Source organism: Pedobacter sp. UYP24, from assembly GCF_054057295.1.
Genome location: NZ_JBSRZD010000001.1, coordinates 578,600 through 599,172, shown reverse-complemented (window position 1 = coordinate 599,172; position 20,573 = coordinate 578,600). Strand labels below are relative to the sequence as shown.

Genomic DNA, 20,573 nt, shown 5'->3' with positions numbered 1-20,573 from the left:
TTTTATTGCGATTTTAATGCTTTAGTTGCATAAGGTCGGCCATAACTTTAAGGCTTTCATTTTGTATAAAATCAAAGCTTTCTTCTTTAACTATTTTATCACCTTTTTTTATGGGTGCTAATCCTCTTGAGGCCCTAAGCAAGTTTGTTTTTGACAATGATTTAGCTTCTAAACTATCTCGTTCTTTTTTCAACCTTGTTTCATTAAGGCTAACCGAATTTTCAGAATCCCTCTTTTTCAGATCAGACAAATCTTGCTGAAGGATTTTATAATCCAAAGAATTTGCCATCCTTTGATCATGTAGCTTAACCAACTCAGCTTTAGTAGCAGAAAGATCTGCAACAGGTATAAAATCAGATTTATTTACAGTATCCCATGGTAGGGCAGATTTCTCGGTATCCTCACCAATTTTATCCAAAGGATAAAGAGAAGGGAAAATAATATCAGGCATTACACCTTTATGTTGAGTACTACTTCCATTGATACGATAAAACTTAGCCATCGTTAAATTGATAATGCCCAACTGAGGTTTATCAGGGTTTTCTTTTGATGAAGTTTTTGCTCCACTTTTGCCAACTAATGCAGCAAGGCGCTGAAGTATAGAAGGATTAACCAAATCGTCCATTTTAATGGAAGACTGCACTGTTCCTTTTCCATACGTTTGCGTTCCGAAGATAATTCCACGTCCGTAATCTTGTATCGCACCGGAAAATATCTCCGATGCAGAAGCACTAAGTCTATCAACCATCACTCCGAAAGGACCATCCCATGCAACACCAGACACCGTATCTCTATCAACTTCAACATCATTTCTAAGATCCTTAATCTGAACCACTGGTCCTTTATCTATAAACAAGCCGGTAAGATTGATAGCTTCGGGTAAAGATCCACCACCATTAGACCTTAGATCCATAATAATAGCATCCACTTTATCTTTATTCTTAAGCGTATCTATTAATAAGCTAACGTCACGTGTTGTACTCTTATAATTTTTATCCCCCTGTCTCAGTGCAGCAAAATCCGCATAAAAAGCCGGAAGGGTAATTATTCCTATTTTATAAGTATTACCATTAGATTTAATAGTTTCTACTTTTTTCTTGGCTGACTGATCTTCCATAACAATCTTTTCTCTCACAAGAGCGATTATAACTGGTTTCGCAGAAAGTTCCTGGCCAACAGGAATGATCTTCAGCCTAACAGTCGTGCCCTTTGGACCTTTAATTTTAGAAACAGAATTTTCAATTCTCCAACCGGTAATGTCTTCAAATTCACCATTGCCTTGAGCAACGCCAATAATCCGATCGCCAGTATTCAATAATTTGCTTTTGTAAGCAGGGCCGCCAGGAATAATCTCTCCAATTTTAAGTACCTCATTTTCCATTTGTAGTCTTGCTCCGATCCCCTCAAATGACCTGGCCATATCTTCACTAAATGCTTGCGCATTTGATGGATTGAAGTAGTTTGTATGTGGATCAATACTTTCTGTAAATGCGTCCATTATAGTCTGGAATACGTCCTGATTATTTATTTTGGACACCTGCGATTTAAGATTAGCATAACGTTTAGTTAGAACTTCAATATTCTTGGCATCAGTACTACCTGCAATCTTCAAGTTAATAAGCTCATATTTTACACGTTTTTGCCATAATGAGTTTAGATTTGAGGAAGATGTAGCCCAAGGCATTTTTTCACGATCATAAACATACTTATCATTGCCATTGAAATCATATTTAGCTTTTATTTGAGCAACGCTGTAGTCGATCCATTCATTGTATCTTTTTAAATAAACATTAAAGATATAAAACGGCGCACTTAGATCGCCGTTACGGAAATCATCATCCAGCTTAAAGCGGTAGGTTTCAAAATCTTTAATATCAGCAGAAGTAAAGTAATTGCGTGAAGGATCAAGGTCTTTGATATATTTATCAAGTACCACAGAAGAGATAGAATCATTTACTTTCATCTTCTTATAATTATAATTTTCGATAAGGGTTACGATTTCCTTACAAACTAAAGCTTGCTTTGCATCTGGCATAATATTACTAACACCTTTAACCATTTCCTGAGGTTTTGGTGCTGCCTGACATGCGAGGACCGCTGCGGTAAAAATTACCAAAAACATTCTTTTCAACATTTCTTTCACTAATTTAAAATCCATTTTTTAATTACATACTAATATGATACCAATTTCATTAATAAACAGAAAAGAGACAGTATTATTACTGTCTCTTTTCTGTAAACTTAGCAAAGTTAACCAATTACATTACTTTTTCATCAAGTTTTTAACTGGCATTAGTGCCCTCGCTTCTCTTATTTTACTTTTATATTGACTTGCATTTAATCCTGAAGCAAGGTGCTCAGCTCGATCCAGATCCTTTTGGGCCATAGAATATTCCTTTTTACGGATTTTAACCTTTGCGATACCTATAACTGAATCAATATATGCACTACTGTTGCCGATTTGCTTGGCCAAAATACCTTGTTGTGTATAAAACCACATGGACTGGGTATATTTATTTACCGCGAGATAGATTTTACCCAGCTGGCTATAACTATCAATTAGTCCACCTTTACTGCCAAGTTTAGAATAATTTTTAATTGCAACATTTAAAACAACCTGTTCGGCCTCAGAATAGTGCTCTAACAAATAATGTGCATTGCTTAAACGAAGGAGGGCGGCGCCATAATGATCCAGTTGCTTTAAACTATTGTACTCGAAAGCCGCTTTCCCAAACATAGTTACTGCTTCGTTTAGGTCCCCTTTTCGCTCGTTTCTTTCTGCTTCGACAAAGTAAGCATTACCCTCATTCTCATCTAAACTAGAAGCAACAATATTAATTGAAGCCCCACCGGTTGAGGATTGTGGCAAGAAATGGGTGTTCTGAGCATTTGACCTGGCTGCAAAACATAACGCCACAAAAGCTAACAAACTCTTTCTCATGCTATAAAGATATGGAAAAAAGATTAATCAAAGACCTTTATATCTCCATCGCTGAATGCCCAAACCATATTTGGATGAGAATCGACATGAACAATATCTCCTGTATTCGATATTCCAATTACTCCGGCAAAGCCGCCAAAACGTTTCAGTTCTTCAAATGATTTCTTACAAGCATCTGCTAAAGACATTCCATCCGAAACCCTAGTAACTATTTTTGCAGCCAAGGCAGCGTTAACAATATCTTCGCCAACACCTGTGCAGGAAATTCCTGCAAAATCATTTGCAAAATTGCCAGCTACAGTGGCAGAGTCGCTAACGCGAGAGGGAATTTCAAAACCCTTACCACCAGTTGATGTTCCAGCAGCAATACTGCCGTCTTGGTCTAAAGCAACGCATCCAACTGTCCCTTTACGCTCCAGCTGATTACGTTTCTTTTCAAATTCTTCTTGTCGCTGTGGAGTAATCGGATCAAAATATTTGTGCCCATGCTCCCTCGCAAAATGAAGAGCTCCTTCACCACTTAATACCCGATCATCATATGCGATTAGTTGCCCGGAGATTTTTATAGGATTTTTAACATTTTCAACATTAATAACACCACTAAATTTCTGCGTTTTCCCATCCATTAGCGATGCACTAAGTCTTACCTTTCCATCACTTTGTAATTGCGAGCCAAAACCAGCATTAAAAAGCTCATTATCTTCCAATAAACTCACTGCATAAATTACAGTTTCAACTGCAGTATGATACTGTAGAAACTCAAAGGATTTACTTGCTACATCCCTAAGGGCCAACTGTTTTGCTCTTTTTGTTTCTTGGTTGGTTGCAGATTCGCTAAAAAACCCGCCATGGATAATTACTTTCATTGTTAATCTACTGAGATGTTGTTAGGGTGATGGATCGTAAGTTTATGCTCTAACAAATCGTATATATCGCCATCGCACATCACATGCACTATCATGTTTTTAATGGATACAGGTTGGCCCATTTCCACATCGGTAAGATTTGTATCTGCCATATCACGGCCATCTACTAAAATAACCATCCCGCTTCCAATAGCTTCCATTCTATTTCCGTTAGAAATATACAAACCTGTATCTTCACCAAGACCGATACCGAGGATACCTGGATTACTTGCTGTGGCATACAAAAGGCGGCCAATTCGACCTCGTTGAACAAAATGAGTATCTACGATCACGTCATCAATAAATCCTAGTCCGCCAGTGATCTTTACTTCACCCTTAAGCAGGGCATCTTTACTACTCCCTTGATAAATCATATTCTTTGAACTCGCCGCTGCACCCGCAGAGGTACCTGCTATAACAATTTCTTCATTCTGGTATTTATCCAGTAATATCCGATGAAAACCGGTACCTCCAAATATTGACGACAATCGCAACTGATCTCCTCCTGTGAATACAATTACATCTGCAGCTTTTGCCCGATCACAAAACTCTTGTGAATTGGCCTGATCACGGCTACTTATGGAAAGTATGCCAACATTATGTACATCAAGCTGAGAGAAAGCCTTAATATACTCTTCACCAACCTTTTCAGGAACCAGAGATGCTGTAGTAATAATTTCGAATCTGGACTCTGTATTCTTTACTGACTCCGTAGTAATTTTCTTTAAAATACCACGTTCGAAAAAATTCATATTTTGTGGCAGTCCAAATTGAGTTTCCGTAAAACTTCCAGTGTTTATTGCACCACCTATAATAATTAATTTACCCTTTGGAGTCATTATTAACCTTTAAATTTCCAATTTTTCCAAAGATATATTCATTAGTATAATAATTAAGATTTTTTGTGAATATTAAGCCATAATTAGCAATTAAGTATTACTTCTATAATTTTAATAATTATTGGCTGTGGGGAATAAAATTGGCTTTTAATTTATTTAAATTGACCTCGCAAATCTCTATCCACAAAACAAAGTCATTCTAATGAAAATTTTAAGCATTCAAGCCCTTAGAGGGCCAAATATTTGGTCAATTAAAAGAAAAAAGCTAATACAGATGAGGCTTGACCTAGAGGAACTTGAGCAGCTGCCGACAAATCTGATAGATGGATTCAGAGAACGGATCGAAAAACTTATCCCTTCATTGTCTACTCATAGGTGTTCTAAAGGTGCTCCCGGCGGCTTTTTGGAACGGGTAAATGACGGTACATGGATGGGGCATGTTATTGAACACATTGCGTTAGAAACCCAAACACTTGCCGGAATGAATACCGGATTTGGACGCACTAGAAGTACAAAAACAGAAGGCATTTACAATGTTGTATTTAGTTATTTAGAAGAAAAAGCAGGAATGTTCGCTGCAGAATCGGCAGTAAGAATAGCCGAAGCACTAATCAACGGAATAGATTATGATTTGGAGGGCGATATACAAAAAATGCGCGAGCTTAGAGAGTTGGAGCGTCTTGGGCCAAGTACAGGATCAATTGTTGATGAGGCAATTGCCAGAGACATCCCGTGGATAAGACTAAACAAAAGCTCACTTGTACAGCTAGGTTATGGCAAGAATCAAGTAAGGTTCCGCGCAACAATGACGGAGCGTACAAACAGTATTGCGGTTGATATTGCCTGCAATAAAGACGAAACTAAAAGGCTTTTACAAGATGCAGCAATTCCAGTTGCCAATGGCGTTACCTTATCTGACATTGAAGATTTGCCTGCTACGATTAAAAAACTAGGGTATCCATTGGTTTTTAAGCCCCTTGATGGAAATCATGGTAAAGGTGCATCCATTAACGTAAAAACCGATGAGGCAGCTAAAGCTGCGTTTGAATACGCAAAAAACTATTCAAGAAAGATCATTATTGAAAAATTTATTACAGGTTACGACTTTAGAGTACTAGTTATAGATCATAAAATGGTGGCTGCTGCTTTAAGGGTTCCCGCTCATATTACAGGTAATAATAACAGTACTATACAACAACTTATAGATAAAGAAAATGAGGATCCGAGACGTGGCTATGGACACGAAAACGTACTAACCGAAATAAAGGTTGATCGTGATACAATGGATTTACTGGAGAAAAAATCCTACACACTAGAAACTATACCACAGAAAGGTGAGGTTGTGTACCTAAAGTCCACGGCTAATTTAAGTACAGGAGGAACATCCATAGATGTGACGGACCTTGTACATCCACAAAATATATTTATTGCTGAAAGGATCTCAAGGATAATTGGCTTAGATATTTGCGGAATAGACATTATGGCAGAAAACCTTACACAGCCCCTGCCGGAAAACGGCGGTGTAGTACTAGAGGTGAACGCTGCCCCTGGTTTTAGAATGCACTTGGCACCAAGCGAGGGGCTGGCCAGAAATGTTGCTGCACCTGTTATAGATATGCTTTATCCGATAGGTAAATCTGCCCGTATACCAATTATTGCGGTTACCGGAACAAACGGAAAGACCACAACAACCAGACTTATAGCACATATAGTGAAAAGCAATGGTACACGCGTTGGTTTTACTACATCTGACGGGATTTATGTACAAAACACTAAACTGATGAAGGGCGATACCACTGGCCCGATTAGTACTGAATTTATCCTAAGAGACCCTACAGTAGAATTTGCTGTTTTGGAAACTGCCCGGGGCGGAATATTAAGAGCCGGCTTAGGCTTTAACAGTTGCGATATAGGGGTGGTGACTAATATACAGGAAGATCATTTGGGCATATCAGACATCAATACCCTTGACGATCTTACCCGCGTTAAGGCGGTAGTAATTGGTGCAGTAAAAAGATCAGGCTGGGCTGTACTAAATGCTGACAATAAGTATTGTATTAGGATTGCTGAGAACGCTGATTGTAATGTAGCGTACTTTAGTATGGATGAAAACAATCCAATAATTGTTGAGCATGGAAAAAAAGGTGGAATCGCCGCTGTTTACGAAAACGGATACATTACCATCAAAAAAGGCGAATGGAAAATAAGGGTGGAAAAGGTAACACACATACCTCTTACATTTGGTGGCACCGTCGATTTTATGATTCAGAATGTATTAGCTGCAACTTTAGCAACATTTTTATATGGGTATAAGATAGAAGATATTAAGATGTCGTTAGAGACATTCATTCCTTCAGCAGCGCAAACTCCAGGAAGGATGAATATCTTTAAATTTAAGGAATTTAAGGTGCTGGTAGATTTTGCGCATAATCCTGATGGATTTAATGGAATTAAGGGCTTTCTAAAGTCTATTGAAGCTACAGAGCATGTTGGAGTAATATCAGGAACCGGAGACAGAAGAGATGAAGATATTATAGAAACTGCGAGAATTGCTGCACAAATGTTCGACCGTATCATCATCTGCCAAGAAAAATACTTGCGTGGCAGAACAAGACAAGAACTGATAGACCTATTAATTGCCGGAATCAAGCAAGTTGAACCAATTAAAGAAGTCACCATTAATAACGATGGCTCCGATTGTTTTAAATATATTATGGCGACTGCAAAACCAGGTTCCTACATTACTATTCTAAGCGATACCATTGATAATGCTATTGGTAAAGTGACAGAATACCTGGATAAGGAGTTTGGTGTATAGATTAATTTAGACTGAAGGGAATTTCTATTTGTAAATATCATTTAAAATATTTGCCAAACAGATGCCTCCAGTAAGTAATTGTCTATTCAGTGTATCAACAAAATCAAAATTGTACTTGTAACTTAACTTAGAATCTGGCTTTGTATTATCGTAAATCTTAGTACAGACTAAGTAAGAGTTATAAACAAAATCATATAGAGATTTTGATTTCCAGGAAACCATGTCTTGTGATGAAGAAAAATCAATTGCCTTTGCATATTCTGTGTAACTTAATTTTTGGTATTCAATTAATTGATCATCCCAAACTCTATGTAGATTAGACTTTTCTCCAAACCAGGTTACATTTACTTTATTGCCACCTAAGTCATCTTTATGAGCAACGTGCATTGGCTGGTTGAGATCACCTATTAAATGCACCAAAATTCTTAAAGCAAATTTTCTTTGTTCTAAGGTGGTGTGCTTATTTTTTAAAATGCTAATTAATTGCAACGATTTGTTGTAAACATTTGCATCTTTTTCTGTGTCCAGATATTGGAATAAATCTTTTTTATCAAGCCCAGATTGAAGATTTACGAAGTGCCAATTATATAGAGAATCATAATTTGAGTCTGACTTAATGAAATCTCCCCAGTTACTGGCCATTGCCAGACTTTCATTTCCTAGAATTAGCCTTATTGCCTTTTTAGATCTTGAAGTTAAGTGGTTTTCTGCTATCTGACCAACAATCCTATGACCCAACATGCTCCATGCTCCAGCTTGAGATGGCATATAAGCTGCAATGATCAGTAGAAGTGCTTTTATATATCTTTTCATTTATTCTTAATTTAAAGTGCTTTTGGAATACACAATATATGCTCTTTTAAAGTGAGACTAATAATTCTTTGGTTATCGGTACTTTCAAGTTTTAATTTGTCCTTTTCAGACTTTAAAACTTTGAAGGACTTTATATATTGTCCTATTTGGAAACATCCTGAGATTTTTTGCTTATAATTCTGTTTGGTAAACGTTCCCGTTAGGAAAATGGTATCATTTTTTACTTCATAGGTTCCCTTGGCATATTCCCTCCATACTCCATTATTAAAACATGAGTCTGAATAGTAATTAACCTTAGAGTGGGTTATTAAATCAACATAGAAGGAATCACAGGAGATCTTTAACTTATGTTGTGTAAAACTTAATAATGTATTTAAATTCTCTATACTATCCTGGGTCCATACCCCTTGAAAAAAAGATGCACCTTTTCCTTGAATATCCGGCAGCCGCTTACATGAGGTAATAATACAAATGATTAACAAAAAGACAATTAAAAGCTTGGGCATAATCAGCGATTACTTTAAACTGCCTACCATATCCTCTGGACGAACCCATGCATCAAACTGATCAGCGGTAAGTAATCCTAATTCTACAGAAGCTTCCTTTAACGTTTTGTTTTCCTTATGTGCTTTTTTTGCAATCTTAGCAGCATTTTCATAACCAACATGTGGATTTAAGGCCGTTACTAACATTAAGGAGTTTTGAAGATGCTTTTTGATTTCTGGTAGATTAGGCAATATACCATTTGCACATTTGTCGTTAAATGAGACACAAGCATCTCCGATAAGTCGGCCTGATTGAAGAACATTTGCAGCGATAACAGGCTTAAACACGTTTAACTCAAAGTGACCATTGCTGCCACCAATGCCTACAGTTACATCATTCCCCATTACCTGTGCACAAACCATAGTCATAGCTTCGGGCTGAGTTGGATTTACCTTTCCAGGCATAATGGATGAACCCGGCTCATTATCAGGAATGATAATCTCCCCTATGCCACAACGAGGACCTGAACTTAGCATTCGTATATCATTAGCTATCTTCATAAGCGATATGGCAGTGCGCTTATAAGCAGCAGATAGTTCCACCATCGCATCATGCGCAGCCAATGCTTCAAATTTATTTGGTGCAGTTACAAACGGTAAGCCTGTAAGATCAGCAATCTTTTGCGCAACAAGTACATCATATCCTTTGGGGGTATTTAGACCGGTTCCTACCGCAGTACCACCCAGAGCAAGTTCGCTTACAACAACCAGTGCATTTTTTATAGCTCTTACACTATTATCGATCTGTTGCACATAACCAGAAAATTCCTGTCCTAAAGTTAAAGGCGTGGCATCCATAAAATGGGTTCTACCCGTTTTAACAATGTCTTTGAATTCTATAGCCTTTAAATTTAAAGTGCCACGAAGCTTCTCAAGCCCCGGAATTGTGATTTCTACAGCCTGTTTGTATGCTGCAATGTGCATAGCTGTAGGGTATGTGTCATTTGAAGATTGAGATTTATTTACATCATCGTTTGGATGTAATATCTTTTTATCGTCAGAAAGAGCTCCACCTTTAATAACATGAGACCTATTTGCAATTACTTCATTGGCATTCATATTACTCTGCGTTCCAGATCCAGTTTGCCAAATGACAAGTGGAAACTGTTCATCCAGACTTCCGTCAATTACTTCATCGCATGCATTGGCAATTAAATCTGCCTTTTCTTTGCTTAAAACTCCAAGCTCTGTATTGGCCAAAGCAGCAGCCTTTTTTAAATAACCAAAAGCATGAATAATTTCTTTTGGCATCGAAGCCTCTGGTCCGATTTTGAAATTATTCCTTGAACGTTCAGTTTGTGCGCCCCAGTATTTATCTGATGGAACCTGTACTTCGCCCATCGTGTCATGCTCTATTCTAAAACTCATATCGCTATTTAATTATTCGGATCAAATTTAAGCCTTTTGAGAATGAAACTATTGGAATTATGTAAGATATTTAACACGATTGAATATTTTGACAATTTAAAAAATGAAAATGTGAATGTTTAAAACTCTTTTAAATTAAAAGGGTTTATATCCTTAATTTTCCAGCTTTATTTGAACACAATCTATTTCATGATATATCGCAATACTTTAGCCATTGCCTTAACGGCATCAATTCTATTACTTAGTTGTTCTCCTGACTCCAAGAAAACCGAGGAACTAAAAAAACTAAGCAAAGAAAGAACTGCAAATGATGATAAAGCAGATAGCCTATTACTAGTATATAACCCAGCCAAAGGCGACAAATGGATAGCAGACTTCGTTTACAACCTACATAAAAAGTATGGCTTTAACGGTAACATGCTAGTGGCAAAAAACGGAAAAATTTTATATGAAAAAGCGATAGGATGGGCAGATTACCTGCATAGGGACAGTTTAAAAATAAATTCAGAATTTGAACTTGCCTCTATTACCAAGACTTTTACTGGGACTGCGATCATGCAACTTGTTGAACAAAAAAAGATTTCCCTTACTGATGATGTAAAAAAGTTTTATCCCAATTTTCCTTATGAGGGAGTTACTGTAAAGCTATTGCTTTCCCATAGAAGCGGAATGATGAATTATGTATACTTTACAGATGGCATTTGGAAAGACAAGAAAAAGGCAATGAGTAATCTTGATGTGATGAACTTAATTGCTGAGTATAAACCTAACCGGTATGCAAAACCCGATACAAGATTCCATTACAACAACTCTAATTTCATGGTATTGGCAGCAATTATAGAAAAAGTTACCGGCAAGAAATACGCAGACTATATGATGGAAAACATCTTTAAACCGGCGGGCATGAAACATACCCACGTCTATTCCACCACGGTTTACCCCAAGATTCCTGTAGATGTAGTTGGACACGATCGTACATTTAGGTATTCGGTGGTGCAGAATTTCCTTGACGGGCCTGTTGGTGATAAAGGGATTTATAGCACACTTCATGATCTTGTGTTATACGATAAATCATTAAAAAACGGAAGATTGCTTACCAAACAAAGTCTTGATTCGGCCTATAAAGGGCACAATAAACCTATAAATGGTCATTTTAACTATGGTTACGGATGGAGAATATTTGACGGTGAGAATGGTAGAAAAGTTGTTTACCACACTGGTTGGTGGCACGGATTCAGACATATTTATGTGAGAGATATCGATAAAGACATAGTTATCATTTTCCTTGGAAATCTTACCAATGGAAGTTTATTACATCTTGACGACCTTTATAAATATATGAAAACGCCAATCATTAGAAAAGGAGCATATTCAGGCACTGGGTCTTTGCCAGGGAGTGACGAGGAATAATCAGGAAATTTTATCCAATGCTATACCTCTACTTCGTTTATCAATAAAACTCTTGAAAAGTGAATTTTGAGGATTTGTGAGGTGTGGGTCTTCTTTCAGCACATCCATAATTGTTTCCCGTGCCCGCTGAAGTATAAGCTGATCAGTAGCCAGGTCTGCTAATTTTAAATCCAGAACACCGCTTTGCTGAGTTCCGGATAAGTCTCCCGGCCCTCTTAATTGCAGATCGATCTCTGATATCTCAAATCCATTATTTGTTTTCACCATCGTTTCCAAACGAAGCTTGCCCTCTCGGCTAAGTTTATTGCCAGACATCAATATACAGTAAGATTGATCAGCACCCCTGCCAACTCTACCTCGTAGCTGGTGTAATTGAGACAATCCAAAGCGCTCTGCATTTTCAATGATCATCACTGATGCATTGGGAACATTAACACCTACCTCAATTACGGTAGTTGCAACCATAATTTGTGCTTTACCTTCTACAAACCGGCGCATTTCAAATTCCTTATCCGAATTGTGCATTTTACCATGAACAATGCTAATCTGATAATCAGGCAGCGGAAACTGATATCTAACCTGTTCAATTCCTGCTTCAAGATGTAAAAGATCAAGTTTTTCACTTTCTTTAATCAATGGATATACAATATATACCTGCCTTCCTTTAGCAATTTCTTGTTTCATAAAACCAAACATCCTCAATCGTTGTCCCTCATAAAGATGTAACGTTTGTATTGGCTTCCTTCCAGCAGGCAATTCATCTATAACAGACACGTCCAAATCACCGTACAGCGTCATCGCCAACGTTCTAGGGATAGGGGTAGCTGTCATTACAAGAATATGTGGCGGGATAGCATTTTTTCGCCAAAGGCGAGCCCTTTGTTCCACGCCGAAACGGTGTTGTTCATCTATAACAACTAAGCCAAGATTTTTGAATACCACTTTATCTTCTATCACAGCATGAGTACCAATCAAGATATCCAAAGTTCCATCTTCCAACTGTTGATGGATTATGGTTCGCTGCTTCTTTGTAGAGGTCCCGGTAAGTATCCCAACATTCACCAGCTTTCCATCTAAAAGGGAGATGACCGATTGGAAATGTTGTCGGGCAAGTATTTCTGTAGGGGCCATCATACAGGCCTGGTAACCGTTGTCGTTCGCTAAAAGCATACTAATAAGCGCCACCGCAGTTTTGCCACTGCCAACATCTCCCTGCACAAGCCGGTTCATTTGTATACCTCTTTGTGTATCTAATCGTATCTCCTTAATCACCCGCTTTTGGGCATCCGTAAATTCAAATGGAAGCAGTTCCTTATAAAAAGTAATGACAAAATTGCCTACCAACTTAAAAACATGTCCTTTAAATCGTAATTCCCGTTGCTGTTTATTGTTTAATAATTGTAATTGGATAAATAGTAATTCCTCAAACTTCAATCTGCTCTCTGCCGACTTTAAACGCTGTAAATCTTTAGGAAAATGAATACTCAATAAAGCTTCCTTTCTACTTACCAAATTATTTTTTTCAAGTATATAAGGCGGAATAGTCTCCTTTATTTGACTGATGAACTGTTCAAGGAGTTGATTCTGAAGTTTTTGTATTGCTCTGCTATCCAATAAAACCTTTTTAAGTTTTTCTGAAGTGTGATAAACCGGTTGTAAGGTTAAATTACCAGCGATATTAAATTGTCGGGGATAGCTTTCTACCTCCGGATGTGAAATGCTGAAAATACCATTAAACAAGTTAGGCTTGCCGAATATGATATATACCTTTCCTTTTATGACATGCTCTTCTACCCACTTTAAACTTTGAAACCACACAAGCTCTATAGCGCCCGTTTCATCAGTAAGGCGAGCCACAATTCGCTTTTTTTGCTTCTCACCAACCTGCTCCTTGTTTGTAATACGACCTAATATTTGTACATAGGGAAGATCAGAATTTAATTCATTAACCTTATAAAACCTGGTTCTATCTATATATCGGAAAGGATAGTGTGATAATAATTGTTCACAAGAAAATATGCCGAGGTCTTTTTGTAAGATTTCGGCACGCTTAGGTCCAACGCCCTTTAAAAATTCTATTCCAGTATCTAAGCTGTCAGCAAACAAAATGCTATCTGTTATTGTGCTTAAATGTAGATATATCTTTTATTATACTCCAATTAAAAACAGATAGTAGTAAACGAAAATATGCAGCTAACTTATGCGTGTCAACCTTTTCGCCGAAGTACACCATTGCTAAAGTAAAAGCGATGATTGGATTTATGTAAAGGATAATACCAAAAGTGGATGATGGAATCCCAATCAAAGCGTATAGGCTAAGAAACAGTGGCAATATGGTGAAGATTGTAGCGACAACAATAATGTTTTCCCAAAACCAAAAAGCCGAGGGTATAGTACTTCTTTCCTCTTTAACTGTTGATGCCGAAAAATAACTAATATCCTTCTTTAACTCCTTCCTCATAAAAACTAATATAGCAAACCGCACGAAAATAAGTGAAGTGAAAATTCGATAATATAGAATCTCTGTTGCAGGATATCCCTTAAGGTTTCTTAAAGGAATTGGAAAAAAGCCCCATATAGCGAAGAACATAGCTCATGAAAAAAAGGCCTTAGTTGTTGTTTGGGCAAAATTAGCTCTTGTATGCAGTAATGGAAATTTCAACGTTAACTCCTTTTGGCAGGCCTTTAACAGCTACTGTTTCTCTGGCAGGGAAATTACTTTGAAAATAAGATCCATAAACTTCATTGATGTTGGCAAACAGACTCATGTCTGATATAAAAATAGTTGCCTTCACAACATCCTTAAAATCATAAGAAGCTTCTATTAGTAAAGCTTTAATATTTCTCATCACCTGATGGGTCTCTTCCTCGATACTTGAAGTCACTACTTCTCCATTTTCGGGATTAATAGGAATTTGTCCGGAAAGAAATAAGAAACCATTTGCAATAACCGCCTGACTGTATGGGCCGATTGGAGCTGGAGCATTCGTAGTATTTATTACTTTATTCATGATTACAACTATGTTATGGTTTAACGCAAATTTAAAAATAAAAAAGAGGGCTTCAGTTAAGAAGCCCTCTTTTTATAATTTATGTTAGGAGATACTAGTTTCTAGCAGTCTCAACACGACGGTTTTGGATACGACCTTCTTCAGTATCGTTAGAAGCAATTGGATTAGCTTCACCTAGACCTTTAGTAGCAACTTGACTAGCGTTAACACCAGAGTTTACTAAGTAAGTTTTAACAGAATTAGCTCTGTCTTTAGATAACTTCATATTGTATGCAGCAGTACCTTCGCTAGAAGCGTAACCATTAACAGCTACTTTACCACCGTTTTCACGCAATACTGAAGATAATTTATCTAAAGTAGGATAAGCTTCAGTTTTTAAAACTGAAGAGTTAAATTCAAATTGGATTGCTTCAAAGCCAGTTGCAGTTCCCATAGGCATAGCAGCTTCTACCATTTTAGGTAGAGGACATCCTGAACCATCAACTGCAGTACCTGCTGGAGTTCCAGGGCATTTGTCAAATTGATCAGAAACACCATCACCATCAGTATCTTTTTTCAAATCTTCGATAGATTTCTCTACGTTAGACACACGGTTTTTCAAAGCTTCAACTTCTTGACGTAATGTTGGATCTTTCAATTCATCATACATTAAAGCAAGTGGGTTAACCCAATCCAAGTTTGGTTTAGCACCAGAACCTAGAGAGAACTCAAGACCAGCATATCCATAAGAGAATTTGTCTTTAGTTGTTGCTTTAGCATAAACTCCATCAAAGTTATCAGCGTCAAGAAAGTGCATAGTATAACCTAAGTTAAATGATACACGCTCAGAAACTTTAAACTTAATACCAGCACCAACTGGGATATAAGCTTCTTTAACGTATTTGTTGTTGTGGTCATTACCAGCTTTATCTTTCCAATCAGTTGCAGGATTTGCAGTGTTAGGGTGTGGAGCATAAGCGATCAAACCATAACCAGCTGTTACGAAGAAATTAACTGAATTCTCACGACGTAAGAAATCAACAGTTGCAACATTAACAACACCTCTTAAATCAGCTGAGTAACCAATTTCAGTTTCGAAATCTTTGATACCATTAACAATTCCACCTGGAGCGTCTTGATTAGTTCCAGAAACTTTTCCACGGAAAATGTTACCTTCTAAGCCAAATGCATGACCTAATTGTTTTCTCAATGAAACACCGTAACCTAAAGTAGGATCCCAGTTAGTAAAATCATTTGATCCGCCGATAGCAATGAACGGTGATAAAACACCCGCATTAACTCCAATAGACCAAGTTCTGTACTGACCTCTACCACCAAATACTTTGGCAGAAGAAGATGTCATAGTAGAATCTTGAGCATTAGCTAGAGAGGAAACTCCCAGTAACGCTACAAAAGAAACTGCAAGACTCTTTTTTAAAGTAGAATAATTCATAATTTTCTTTTTTAAGGTTAAACAAATTTTAATTGTGTATTTTTTTTGTGTAGCAAAAATAAACAAATTTTTAATTTCTCAAAACACTATACAAACTCCGTTCCAAACTCTGCAAAATGCCATAATAAGTCAAATTTAATAGTAATTAATGCCACATACATAAAAACATAACAATTTGCAGTTTTTTTTTAACTTACAAGAATAAATACACATGTATATTCTAATACAGTATCCAGTCCAGTTTTATAGACACTTCTTTCTTCTATTTATTATTTTGATATTTTAGCCGAATAATCATCTGTAATGCCGATTCCTAAAATAATTCATCAAACCTTCAAGTCGGCATCTTTGCCCGCACTTACTAAATGGCATGTTGCCAGATTTAGAAAAAAAAACCCGGAGTATATCTACGAATTTTATGATGATCAAAGGATTGAAGATTTTATTGCACGAGAATTCAATAGCCATATCCTAACCCTCTATAAAAAAATACAGATCGGTGCCGCTAAAGCAGATTTTTTCAGGTACGCTATACTTTCAAAAAAGGGAGGGGTTTATCTTGATATTGACAGTGATATTAAGGGTAAACTTTCAGATTTTATTAAGGAAACCGATGTTGCTGTATTATCCACAGAACGAAATCCCGATCTATATGTTCAATGGGCACTAATATTTGAACCAAACCACCCCTTCTTAGTAAAGACAATGGAGATTGTCATTGAAAACCTGGAAAACAACTCTTTCCCTAACGATGTGCATAAAATGACTGGGCCAAGTGCTTATACCAAAGCAATCATGGAATGCATAAAAATCAACCCTGATATTAAATACAGAGTGGAGGGTACTGATTATAATGGTCATTTAAAATTTAAATACTTTTTAAACAAATTGCTTTATGAAAAAGGAGAGCACTGGAAAAAAGCACAAACTAAAACCTCGGTTCTCCATAAAACAATGAAAGTAGCTGGATTCACATTCATAAGAAATGCCGTTTTAAACGATTATCCAATTGTGGAGGCCATTACTTCCATACTCCTTTTGTGCGATGAATTTATAGTCGCCATCGGTAAATCCTCGGATGAAACCAGAAAACTGATCGAAGATATTGGTTCGCCTAAAATCAAAATAATTGATACCACGTGGGACGAATCTTTAAAAAAGGGAGGTGCAGTTTTCGCAGCAGAAACAGACAAAGCTTTTAATGCAATTTCTAAAGATGCCGATTGGGCATTTTATATTCAGGGAGATGAAGCCATTCATGAAATGGATCTTCCCCTTATAAAAAAAGAGATGGAAATCTGTCTAAATAAAAAGGAAATAGAAGGGCTTTTATTTAAATATAACCACTTCTATGGTTCTTATGATTTCATTGCTGAATCAAGGAGATGGTATAGGAGGGAGATAAGAATTCTGAGAAGAAATTTAGAAGTACAATCCTATAGAGACGCACAAGGGTTTCGTATAAATGGAAGAAAAATAAAAGTGAAACTGATCGATGCGCACATCAACCATTATGGATGGGTCAAACCCCCAGCTGGACTGGTTAGAAAGAAGCAGAACTTTAATACCTTCTATGATGAAAATGCAAAAATTGAAGTAGTGCCAGAAACCGCAGAATTTGATTATGGAAACGCAGACCGTCTTATCGCATATTCAAATACTCAACCCCAGGTAATGAAAAAGAGAATTCAAGATGCAAACTGGAAGTTTAATTTTGATCCAACAAAACTTAAAAGAAAATTAAACCTGAGAAGACGACTACTTGAGAAATTTTACAAGCTAACGGGCATTCGCCTGGCTGAATACAAAAATTATGATAGAATTGCCTAAAATGATTTCGACACCAAGTAATACTAATGTAGCGCTAGTCATATATCTTGGGCCACCAATTGGACAACTAGGTTTAGACCATTAAAACTACTAAATTTGCATTTCATCCTTCAAATTTTTTAATGCAAAATCAACCAAGCGTTGCCTTATTAATTTCTACTTATAACTGGCCTCAAGCTCTAGAGCTAGTTTTGGCTAGTCTAACTCAGCAAACAAAAATGCCAGATGAGATTATAATTGCTGATGATGGTTCAAGTGAGGATACAAAGAAAATAATCTTGTCCTTTCAACAAAAACTTAGTGTCCCTATTACGCATGTTTGGCATGAAGATAATGGATTTAGAAAAAGCCTTATCCTAAACAAAGCTGTAAAAGAGATTCAATCCGACTATATTATAGAAATAGATGGCGACATTATTCTTCACCCCAAATTTATTGAGGATCATATAAAGGAAGCGCGAAAGGGTTACTTTGTACAAGGAAGCCGTGCAATGATTGAAGAAAAAAAAGCAAATGAAATTTTAAAGTCAAAACAAATTAATTTATCCTTCTTTTCAACTGGGTTATACAGCAGATTCAATGCAATCAGAATTCCTCTTTTAACTAAAATATTTTTACTAGACCCCTCCAATCCTTATCACATCAAAGGGTGTAACCTTGCTTTTTGGAGAAAAGACTACATTGCAATAAATGGCTATTACAACACATTTGAAGGCTGGGGTGGCGAGGATTATGAATTTGGTGCGCGACTATTACATTCGGGCGTCAAGCGAAAACGACTTAAAATGGCCGCTTTGTGTTTTCATATTTTTCATAAAATAAATTCAAGAGCCAATACTGGCCCTAATGATATTATTTATAGAAAAACTATTTCAGAAAAATCAACCTATGCAAGCGTCGGCTACAAAGAAACATAACATGGCCAACACAGGTGTTTCTGTTATTGTATGTACTTTTAATGGTGCAGAAAGAATTACTGAAACCATCAACCATCTTGCAAATCAAATCGTTCCAGATCAGATCCACTGGGAAGTAATTCTGGCAGATAATGGTTCTACAGATAACTCCATTGAAATCGCTAAAGCCGAATGGGAAAAACATACACCTCTGCCTTTAAGTATTGTAAAAGAAAGTCAGCCTGGAAAACTATTTGCTTTACAGAAGGCTGTTTCCACAGCAAACTATGAATACATTATTATTTGTGACGATGATAACTGGTTGGCTAGTGACTATGTGGCAAAGGTATTTCAAACATTATTTTTAAGTCCAGAAATTTCTGCCTTAGGTGGGTTCGGTTTCCCTGCCATTAAACCTGGCACAACCTTACCTAACTGGTTTGCTAAATATCAATATGCATATGCCGTTGGTCCCCAAGCAAAATCAACCGGCTTTTTAAACCCTAGAAAATATTTATGGGGTGCGGGTATGGCAACAAGAAGATCAGTGTATCTAAAAATTTATGAAAAACACCCTTCATTTCTAATCGATGAAAAGTATAAGAACATCTTATCTTCAGAAGATACAGAATATTGCTTAAGACTTTCGTTGAGGGATTACCGACTTTACTATGATGGCACGTTGACCTACCATCATTTTATATCTGATGAAAGGATTGAAAACTCCTATCGGGATAAACTCTTGCAGGGCTTTTTAAACTCTGATGAGATTCTAAGAAAATACCACACCGCCCTACGGATGAAGTACAAAACCAAAGGCAAACCCTATATGTCCCTTTATCTTTTAATTACCTCATTATTGATGCTGCTTTTTACGATCAATAAGTCTAAAAAAAGCATCGCAAAAGACACCATTTTCTATTTGCTCCCTTTAAAAGGTAAAAAAATAGATCATAGAGTTAAGGTCATAAAAGAGTTCTCATCGCTTTAACTTGTCTTTAATAGCCCTAAATAACAATCTTAAATAGATATTTAAACCCATATACTTTCTAATCAACCTAAGCTTATCTTTATTAAAAGATGTATCTTTTGTCTCTGCAGAAAAGCCGGACATGTTGTAGCTAACAATTTCCATAGGATAGAATTTCTTTATAAACTTATCATTTCCCCATAGCCTGATATTAAATGCATAGTCTGCTAAAACAGGATATTTCAAGTTATAAACGTAAAGGTCAAATGCAGACCTGGGATATATTATAGATTGATGATTCATGCAATACTTTGCCAATCTATAATTGGAAAATTCACCTTGTAGAAGTCCATAGGCATCATTAGGCACACTCTTATAATATGGTTTACTATTCCCATAATAAACACTCGTTGGGTCCTTTAATTTTGTCAGCAATTCATTAAAGCCTTTTAAAAGGCGGTCGTCAGATCCCAGGAAATAGATCCACTCACCAGAAGCCATTTCTACTCCTTTATTTAATGCATCATAAATACCCTTATCTTTTTCACTGATCCATTTCAGACCTGGATGCTCAAATTTCTTTATCTCGTCAATAGTAGTATCTGAACTATCTCCATCCACTACAATTACTTCCAGATCTTCAATAGCCAACTTAAAAATTGATGCTAAACAATCTGCTATCTCCAGACCAGCATTATAAGTGGCTATAACTATTGTGATCATTTATCTAATGTTAGTTTCATTTTCCATTGCCAAATTCCCGTGCCTGATGTGCAATCAAATCTAATGCTTAAC

17 protein-coding genes are annotated in these 20,573 nt (G+C 36.7%); 5 read left to right on the top strand and 12 right to left on the bottom strand.

Going from position 1 to position 20,573, the window contains the following annotated elements:
• Positions 1 to 13 precede the first annotated feature (13 nt).
• The 4 genes from ACVWYN_RS02710 to ACVWYN_RS02695 form a co-directional block, all read right to left on the bottom strand.
• Entirely contained in the window at positions 14 to 2,158 is a 2,145-nt protein-coding gene (locus tag ACVWYN_RS02710; protein ID WP_457287280.1) for a carboxy terminal-processing peptidase, read from the bottom strand.
• A 105-nt stretch (positions 2,159 to 2,263) separates the two neighbouring features.
• Entirely contained in the window at positions 2,264 to 2,941 is a 678-nt protein-coding gene (locus ACVWYN_RS02705; protein WP_457287279.1) for a hypothetical protein, read from the bottom strand.
• Between the two features lie 23 nt (positions 2,942 to 2,964).
• A complete protein-coding gene (locus ACVWYN_RS02700; RefSeq protein ID WP_457287278.1) occupies positions 2,965 to 3,807 on the bottom strand; it encodes an isoaspartyl peptidase/L-asparaginase in 843 nt (280 codons plus the stop codon).
• 2 nt (positions 3,808 to 3,809) lie between these two features.
• The gene (locus ACVWYN_RS02695) at positions 3,810 to 4,685 is read right to left on the bottom strand and encodes a cyanophycinase (protein ID WP_457287277.1); all 876 of its coding nucleotides are present in this window, start codon (positions 4,683 to 4,685) and stop codon (positions 3,810 to 3,812) included.
• Between the two features lie 202 nt (positions 4,686 to 4,887).
• Here ACVWYN_RS02695 and cphA point away from each other — a divergent pair, with 202 nt between their 5' ends.
• Complete coding sequence (cphA, locus tag ACVWYN_RS02690; protein WP_457287276.1) at positions 4,888 to 7,503, top strand: cyanophycin synthetase; 2,616 nt, start codon at positions 4,888 to 4,890, stop codon at positions 7,501 to 7,503.
• A gap of 24 nt (positions 7,504 to 7,527) precedes the next feature.
• Here cphA and ACVWYN_RS02685 read toward each other — a convergent pair whose 3' ends face one another.
• Genes ACVWYN_RS02685 through fumC form a run of 3 tightly spaced genes read right to left on the bottom strand, consistent with a single transcriptional unit; the run spans position 7,528 to position 10,229 of the window.
• Positions 7,528 to 8,316, bottom strand: coding sequence for a S1/P1 nuclease (locus ACVWYN_RS02685; RefSeq protein ID WP_457287275.1), 789 nt, complete (start codon positions 8,314 to 8,316; stop codon positions 7,528 to 7,530).
• Positions 8,317 to 8,327: 11 nt separating this feature from the next.
• Complete coding sequence (locus ACVWYN_RS02680) at positions 8,328 to 8,822, bottom strand: fumarate hydratase (RefSeq protein WP_457287274.1); 495 nt, start codon at positions 8,820 to 8,822, stop codon at positions 8,328 to 8,330.
• A gap of 9 nt (positions 8,823 to 8,831) precedes the next feature.
• Positions 8,832 to 10,229 carry a class II fumarate hydratase gene (fumC, locus tag ACVWYN_RS02675; protein WP_457287273.1) on the bottom strand — a complete coding sequence of 466 codons (1,398 nt, stop codon included), beginning with the start codon at positions 10,227 to 10,229 and terminating at the stop codon, positions 8,832 to 8,834.
• A gap of 189 nt (positions 10,230 to 10,418) precedes the next feature.
• Here fumC and ACVWYN_RS02670 point away from each other — a divergent pair, with 189 nt between their 5' ends.
• Positions 10,419 to 11,639: a serine hydrolase domain-containing protein gene (locus ACVWYN_RS02670; protein ID WP_457287272.1), complete on the top strand. Its 1,221-nt coding sequence runs from the start codon at positions 10,419 to 10,421 to the stop codon at positions 11,637 to 11,639.
• Here ACVWYN_RS02670 and recG read toward each other — a convergent pair whose 3' ends face one another.
• The 4 genes from recG to ACVWYN_RS02650 form a co-directional block, all read right to left on the bottom strand.
• Positions 11,640 to 13,745, bottom strand: a complete 2,106-nt coding sequence (gene recG, locus ACVWYN_RS02665; protein WP_457287271.1) for an ATP-dependent DNA helicase RecG — start codon at positions 13,743 to 13,745, stop codon at positions 11,640 to 11,642. It abuts the gene before it with no gap.
• Positions 13,746 to 13,749: 4 nt separating this feature from the next.
• On the bottom strand, positions 13,750 to 14,100 hold the full coding sequence (locus ACVWYN_RS02660; RefSeq protein ID WP_457287270.1) for a hypothetical protein: 351 nt from the start codon (positions 14,098 to 14,100) through the stop codon (positions 13,750 to 13,752).
• 169 nt (positions 14,101 to 14,269) lie between these two features.
• The gene (locus ACVWYN_RS02655) at positions 14,270 to 14,650 is read right to left on the bottom strand and encodes a RidA family protein (RefSeq protein WP_457287269.1); all 381 of its coding nucleotides are present in this window, start codon (positions 14,648 to 14,650) and stop codon (positions 14,270 to 14,272) included.
• Positions 14,651 to 14,744: 94 nt separating this feature from the next.
• Positions 14,745 to 16,082, bottom strand: a complete 1,338-nt coding sequence (locus tag ACVWYN_RS02650) for an OmpA family protein (protein ID WP_457287656.1) — start codon at positions 16,080 to 16,082, stop codon at positions 14,745 to 14,747.
• A gap of 303 nt (positions 16,083 to 16,385) precedes the next feature.
• On the opposite strand from ACVWYN_RS02650, the gene ACVWYN_RS02645 reads away from it, so the two are divergent.
• The 3 genes from ACVWYN_RS02645 to ACVWYN_RS02635 all read left to right on the top strand — a co-directional run bounded on the left by ACVWYN_RS02645 (position 16,386) and on the right by ACVWYN_RS02635 (position 19,799).
• Positions 16,386 to 17,912 (top strand): glycosyltransferase, encoded by a 1,527-nt coding sequence (locus ACVWYN_RS02645; RefSeq protein ID WP_457287268.1) that lies wholly within the window; start codon positions 16,386 to 16,388, stop codon positions 17,910 to 17,912.
• A gap of 122 nt (positions 17,913 to 18,034) precedes the next feature.
• Complete coding sequence (locus ACVWYN_RS02640; protein ID WP_457287267.1) at positions 18,035 to 18,829, top strand: glycosyltransferase family 2 protein; 795 nt, start codon at positions 18,035 to 18,037, stop codon at positions 18,827 to 18,829.
• A 1-nt stretch (position 18,830) separates the two neighbouring features.
• Positions 18,831 to 19,799 (top strand): glycosyltransferase, encoded by a 969-nt coding sequence (locus ACVWYN_RS02635; protein WP_457287266.1) that lies wholly within the window; start codon positions 18,831 to 18,833, stop codon positions 19,797 to 19,799.
• On the opposite strand, the gene ACVWYN_RS02630 is transcribed toward ACVWYN_RS02635, so the two are convergent.
• Positions 19,788 to 20,501 carry a glycosyltransferase family 2 protein gene (locus ACVWYN_RS02630; RefSeq protein ID WP_457287265.1) on the bottom strand — a complete coding sequence of 238 codons (714 nt, stop codon included), beginning with the start codon at positions 20,499 to 20,501 and terminating at the stop codon, positions 19,788 to 19,790. The genes ACVWYN_RS02635 and ACVWYN_RS02630 overlap by 12 nt on opposite strands.
• Positions 20,502 to 20,573 lie beyond the last annotated feature (72 nt).

Coding starts and splice junctions, on each gene's coding strand:
- ACVWYN_RS02645 (WP_457287268.1), top strand. CDS start 16,386: ATGCCGATTCCTAAAATAATTCATCAAACCTTCAAGTCGGCATCTTTG.
- ACVWYN_RS02655 (WP_457287269.1), bottom strand. CDS start 14,650: ATGAATAAAGTAATAAATACTACGAATGCTCCAGCTCCAATCGGCCCA.
- ACVWYN_RS02670 (WP_457287272.1), top strand. CDS start 10,419: ATGATATATCGCAATACTTTAGCCATTGCCTTAACGGCATCAATTCTA.
- cphA (WP_457287276.1), top strand. CDS start 4,888: ATGAAAATTTTAAGCATTCAAGCCCTTAGAGGGCCAAATATTTGGTCA.
- fumC (WP_457287273.1), bottom strand. CDS start 10,229: ATGAGTTTTAGAATAGAGCATGACACGATGGGCGAAGTACAGGTTCCA.
- ACVWYN_RS02700 (WP_457287278.1), bottom strand. CDS start 3,807: ATGAAAGTAATTATCCATGGCGGGTTTTTTAGCGAATCTGCAACCAAC.
- ACVWYN_RS02685 (WP_457287275.1), bottom strand. CDS start 8,316: ATGAAAAGATATATAAAAGCACTTCTACTGATCATTGCAGCTTATATG.
- ACVWYN_RS02695 (WP_457287277.1), bottom strand. CDS start 4,685: ATGACTCCAAAGGGTAAATTAATTATTATAGGTGGTGCAATAAACACT.
- ACVWYN_RS02660 (WP_457287270.1), bottom strand. CDS start 14,100: ATGAGGAAGGAGTTAAAGAAGGATATTAGTTATTTTTCGGCATCAACA.
- ACVWYN_RS02640 (WP_457287267.1), top strand. CDS start 18,035: ATGCAAAATCAACCAAGCGTTGCCTTATTAATTTCTACTTATAACTGG.
- ACVWYN_RS02705 (WP_457287279.1), bottom strand. CDS start 2,941: ATGAGAAAGAGTTTGTTAGCTTTTGTGGCGTTATGTTTTGCAGCCAGG.
- ACVWYN_RS02650 (WP_457287656.1), bottom strand. CDS start 16,082: ATGAATTATTCTACTTTAAAAAAGAGTCTTGCAGTTTCTTTTGTAGCG.
- ACVWYN_RS02710 (WP_457287280.1), bottom strand. CDS start 2,158: ATGGATTTTAAATTAGTGAAAGAAATGTTGAAAAGAATGTTTTTGGTA.
- ACVWYN_RS02635 (WP_457287266.1), top strand. CDS start 18,831: ATGGCCAACACAGGTGTTTCTGTTATTGTATGTACTTTTAATGGTGCA.
- ACVWYN_RS02680 (WP_457287274.1), bottom strand. CDS start 8,822: ATGCCCAAGCTTTTAATTGTCTTTTTGTTAATCATTTGTATTATTACC.
- ACVWYN_RS02630 (WP_457287265.1), bottom strand. CDS start 20,501: ATGATCACAATAGTTATAGCCACTTATAATGCTGGTCTGGAGATAGCA.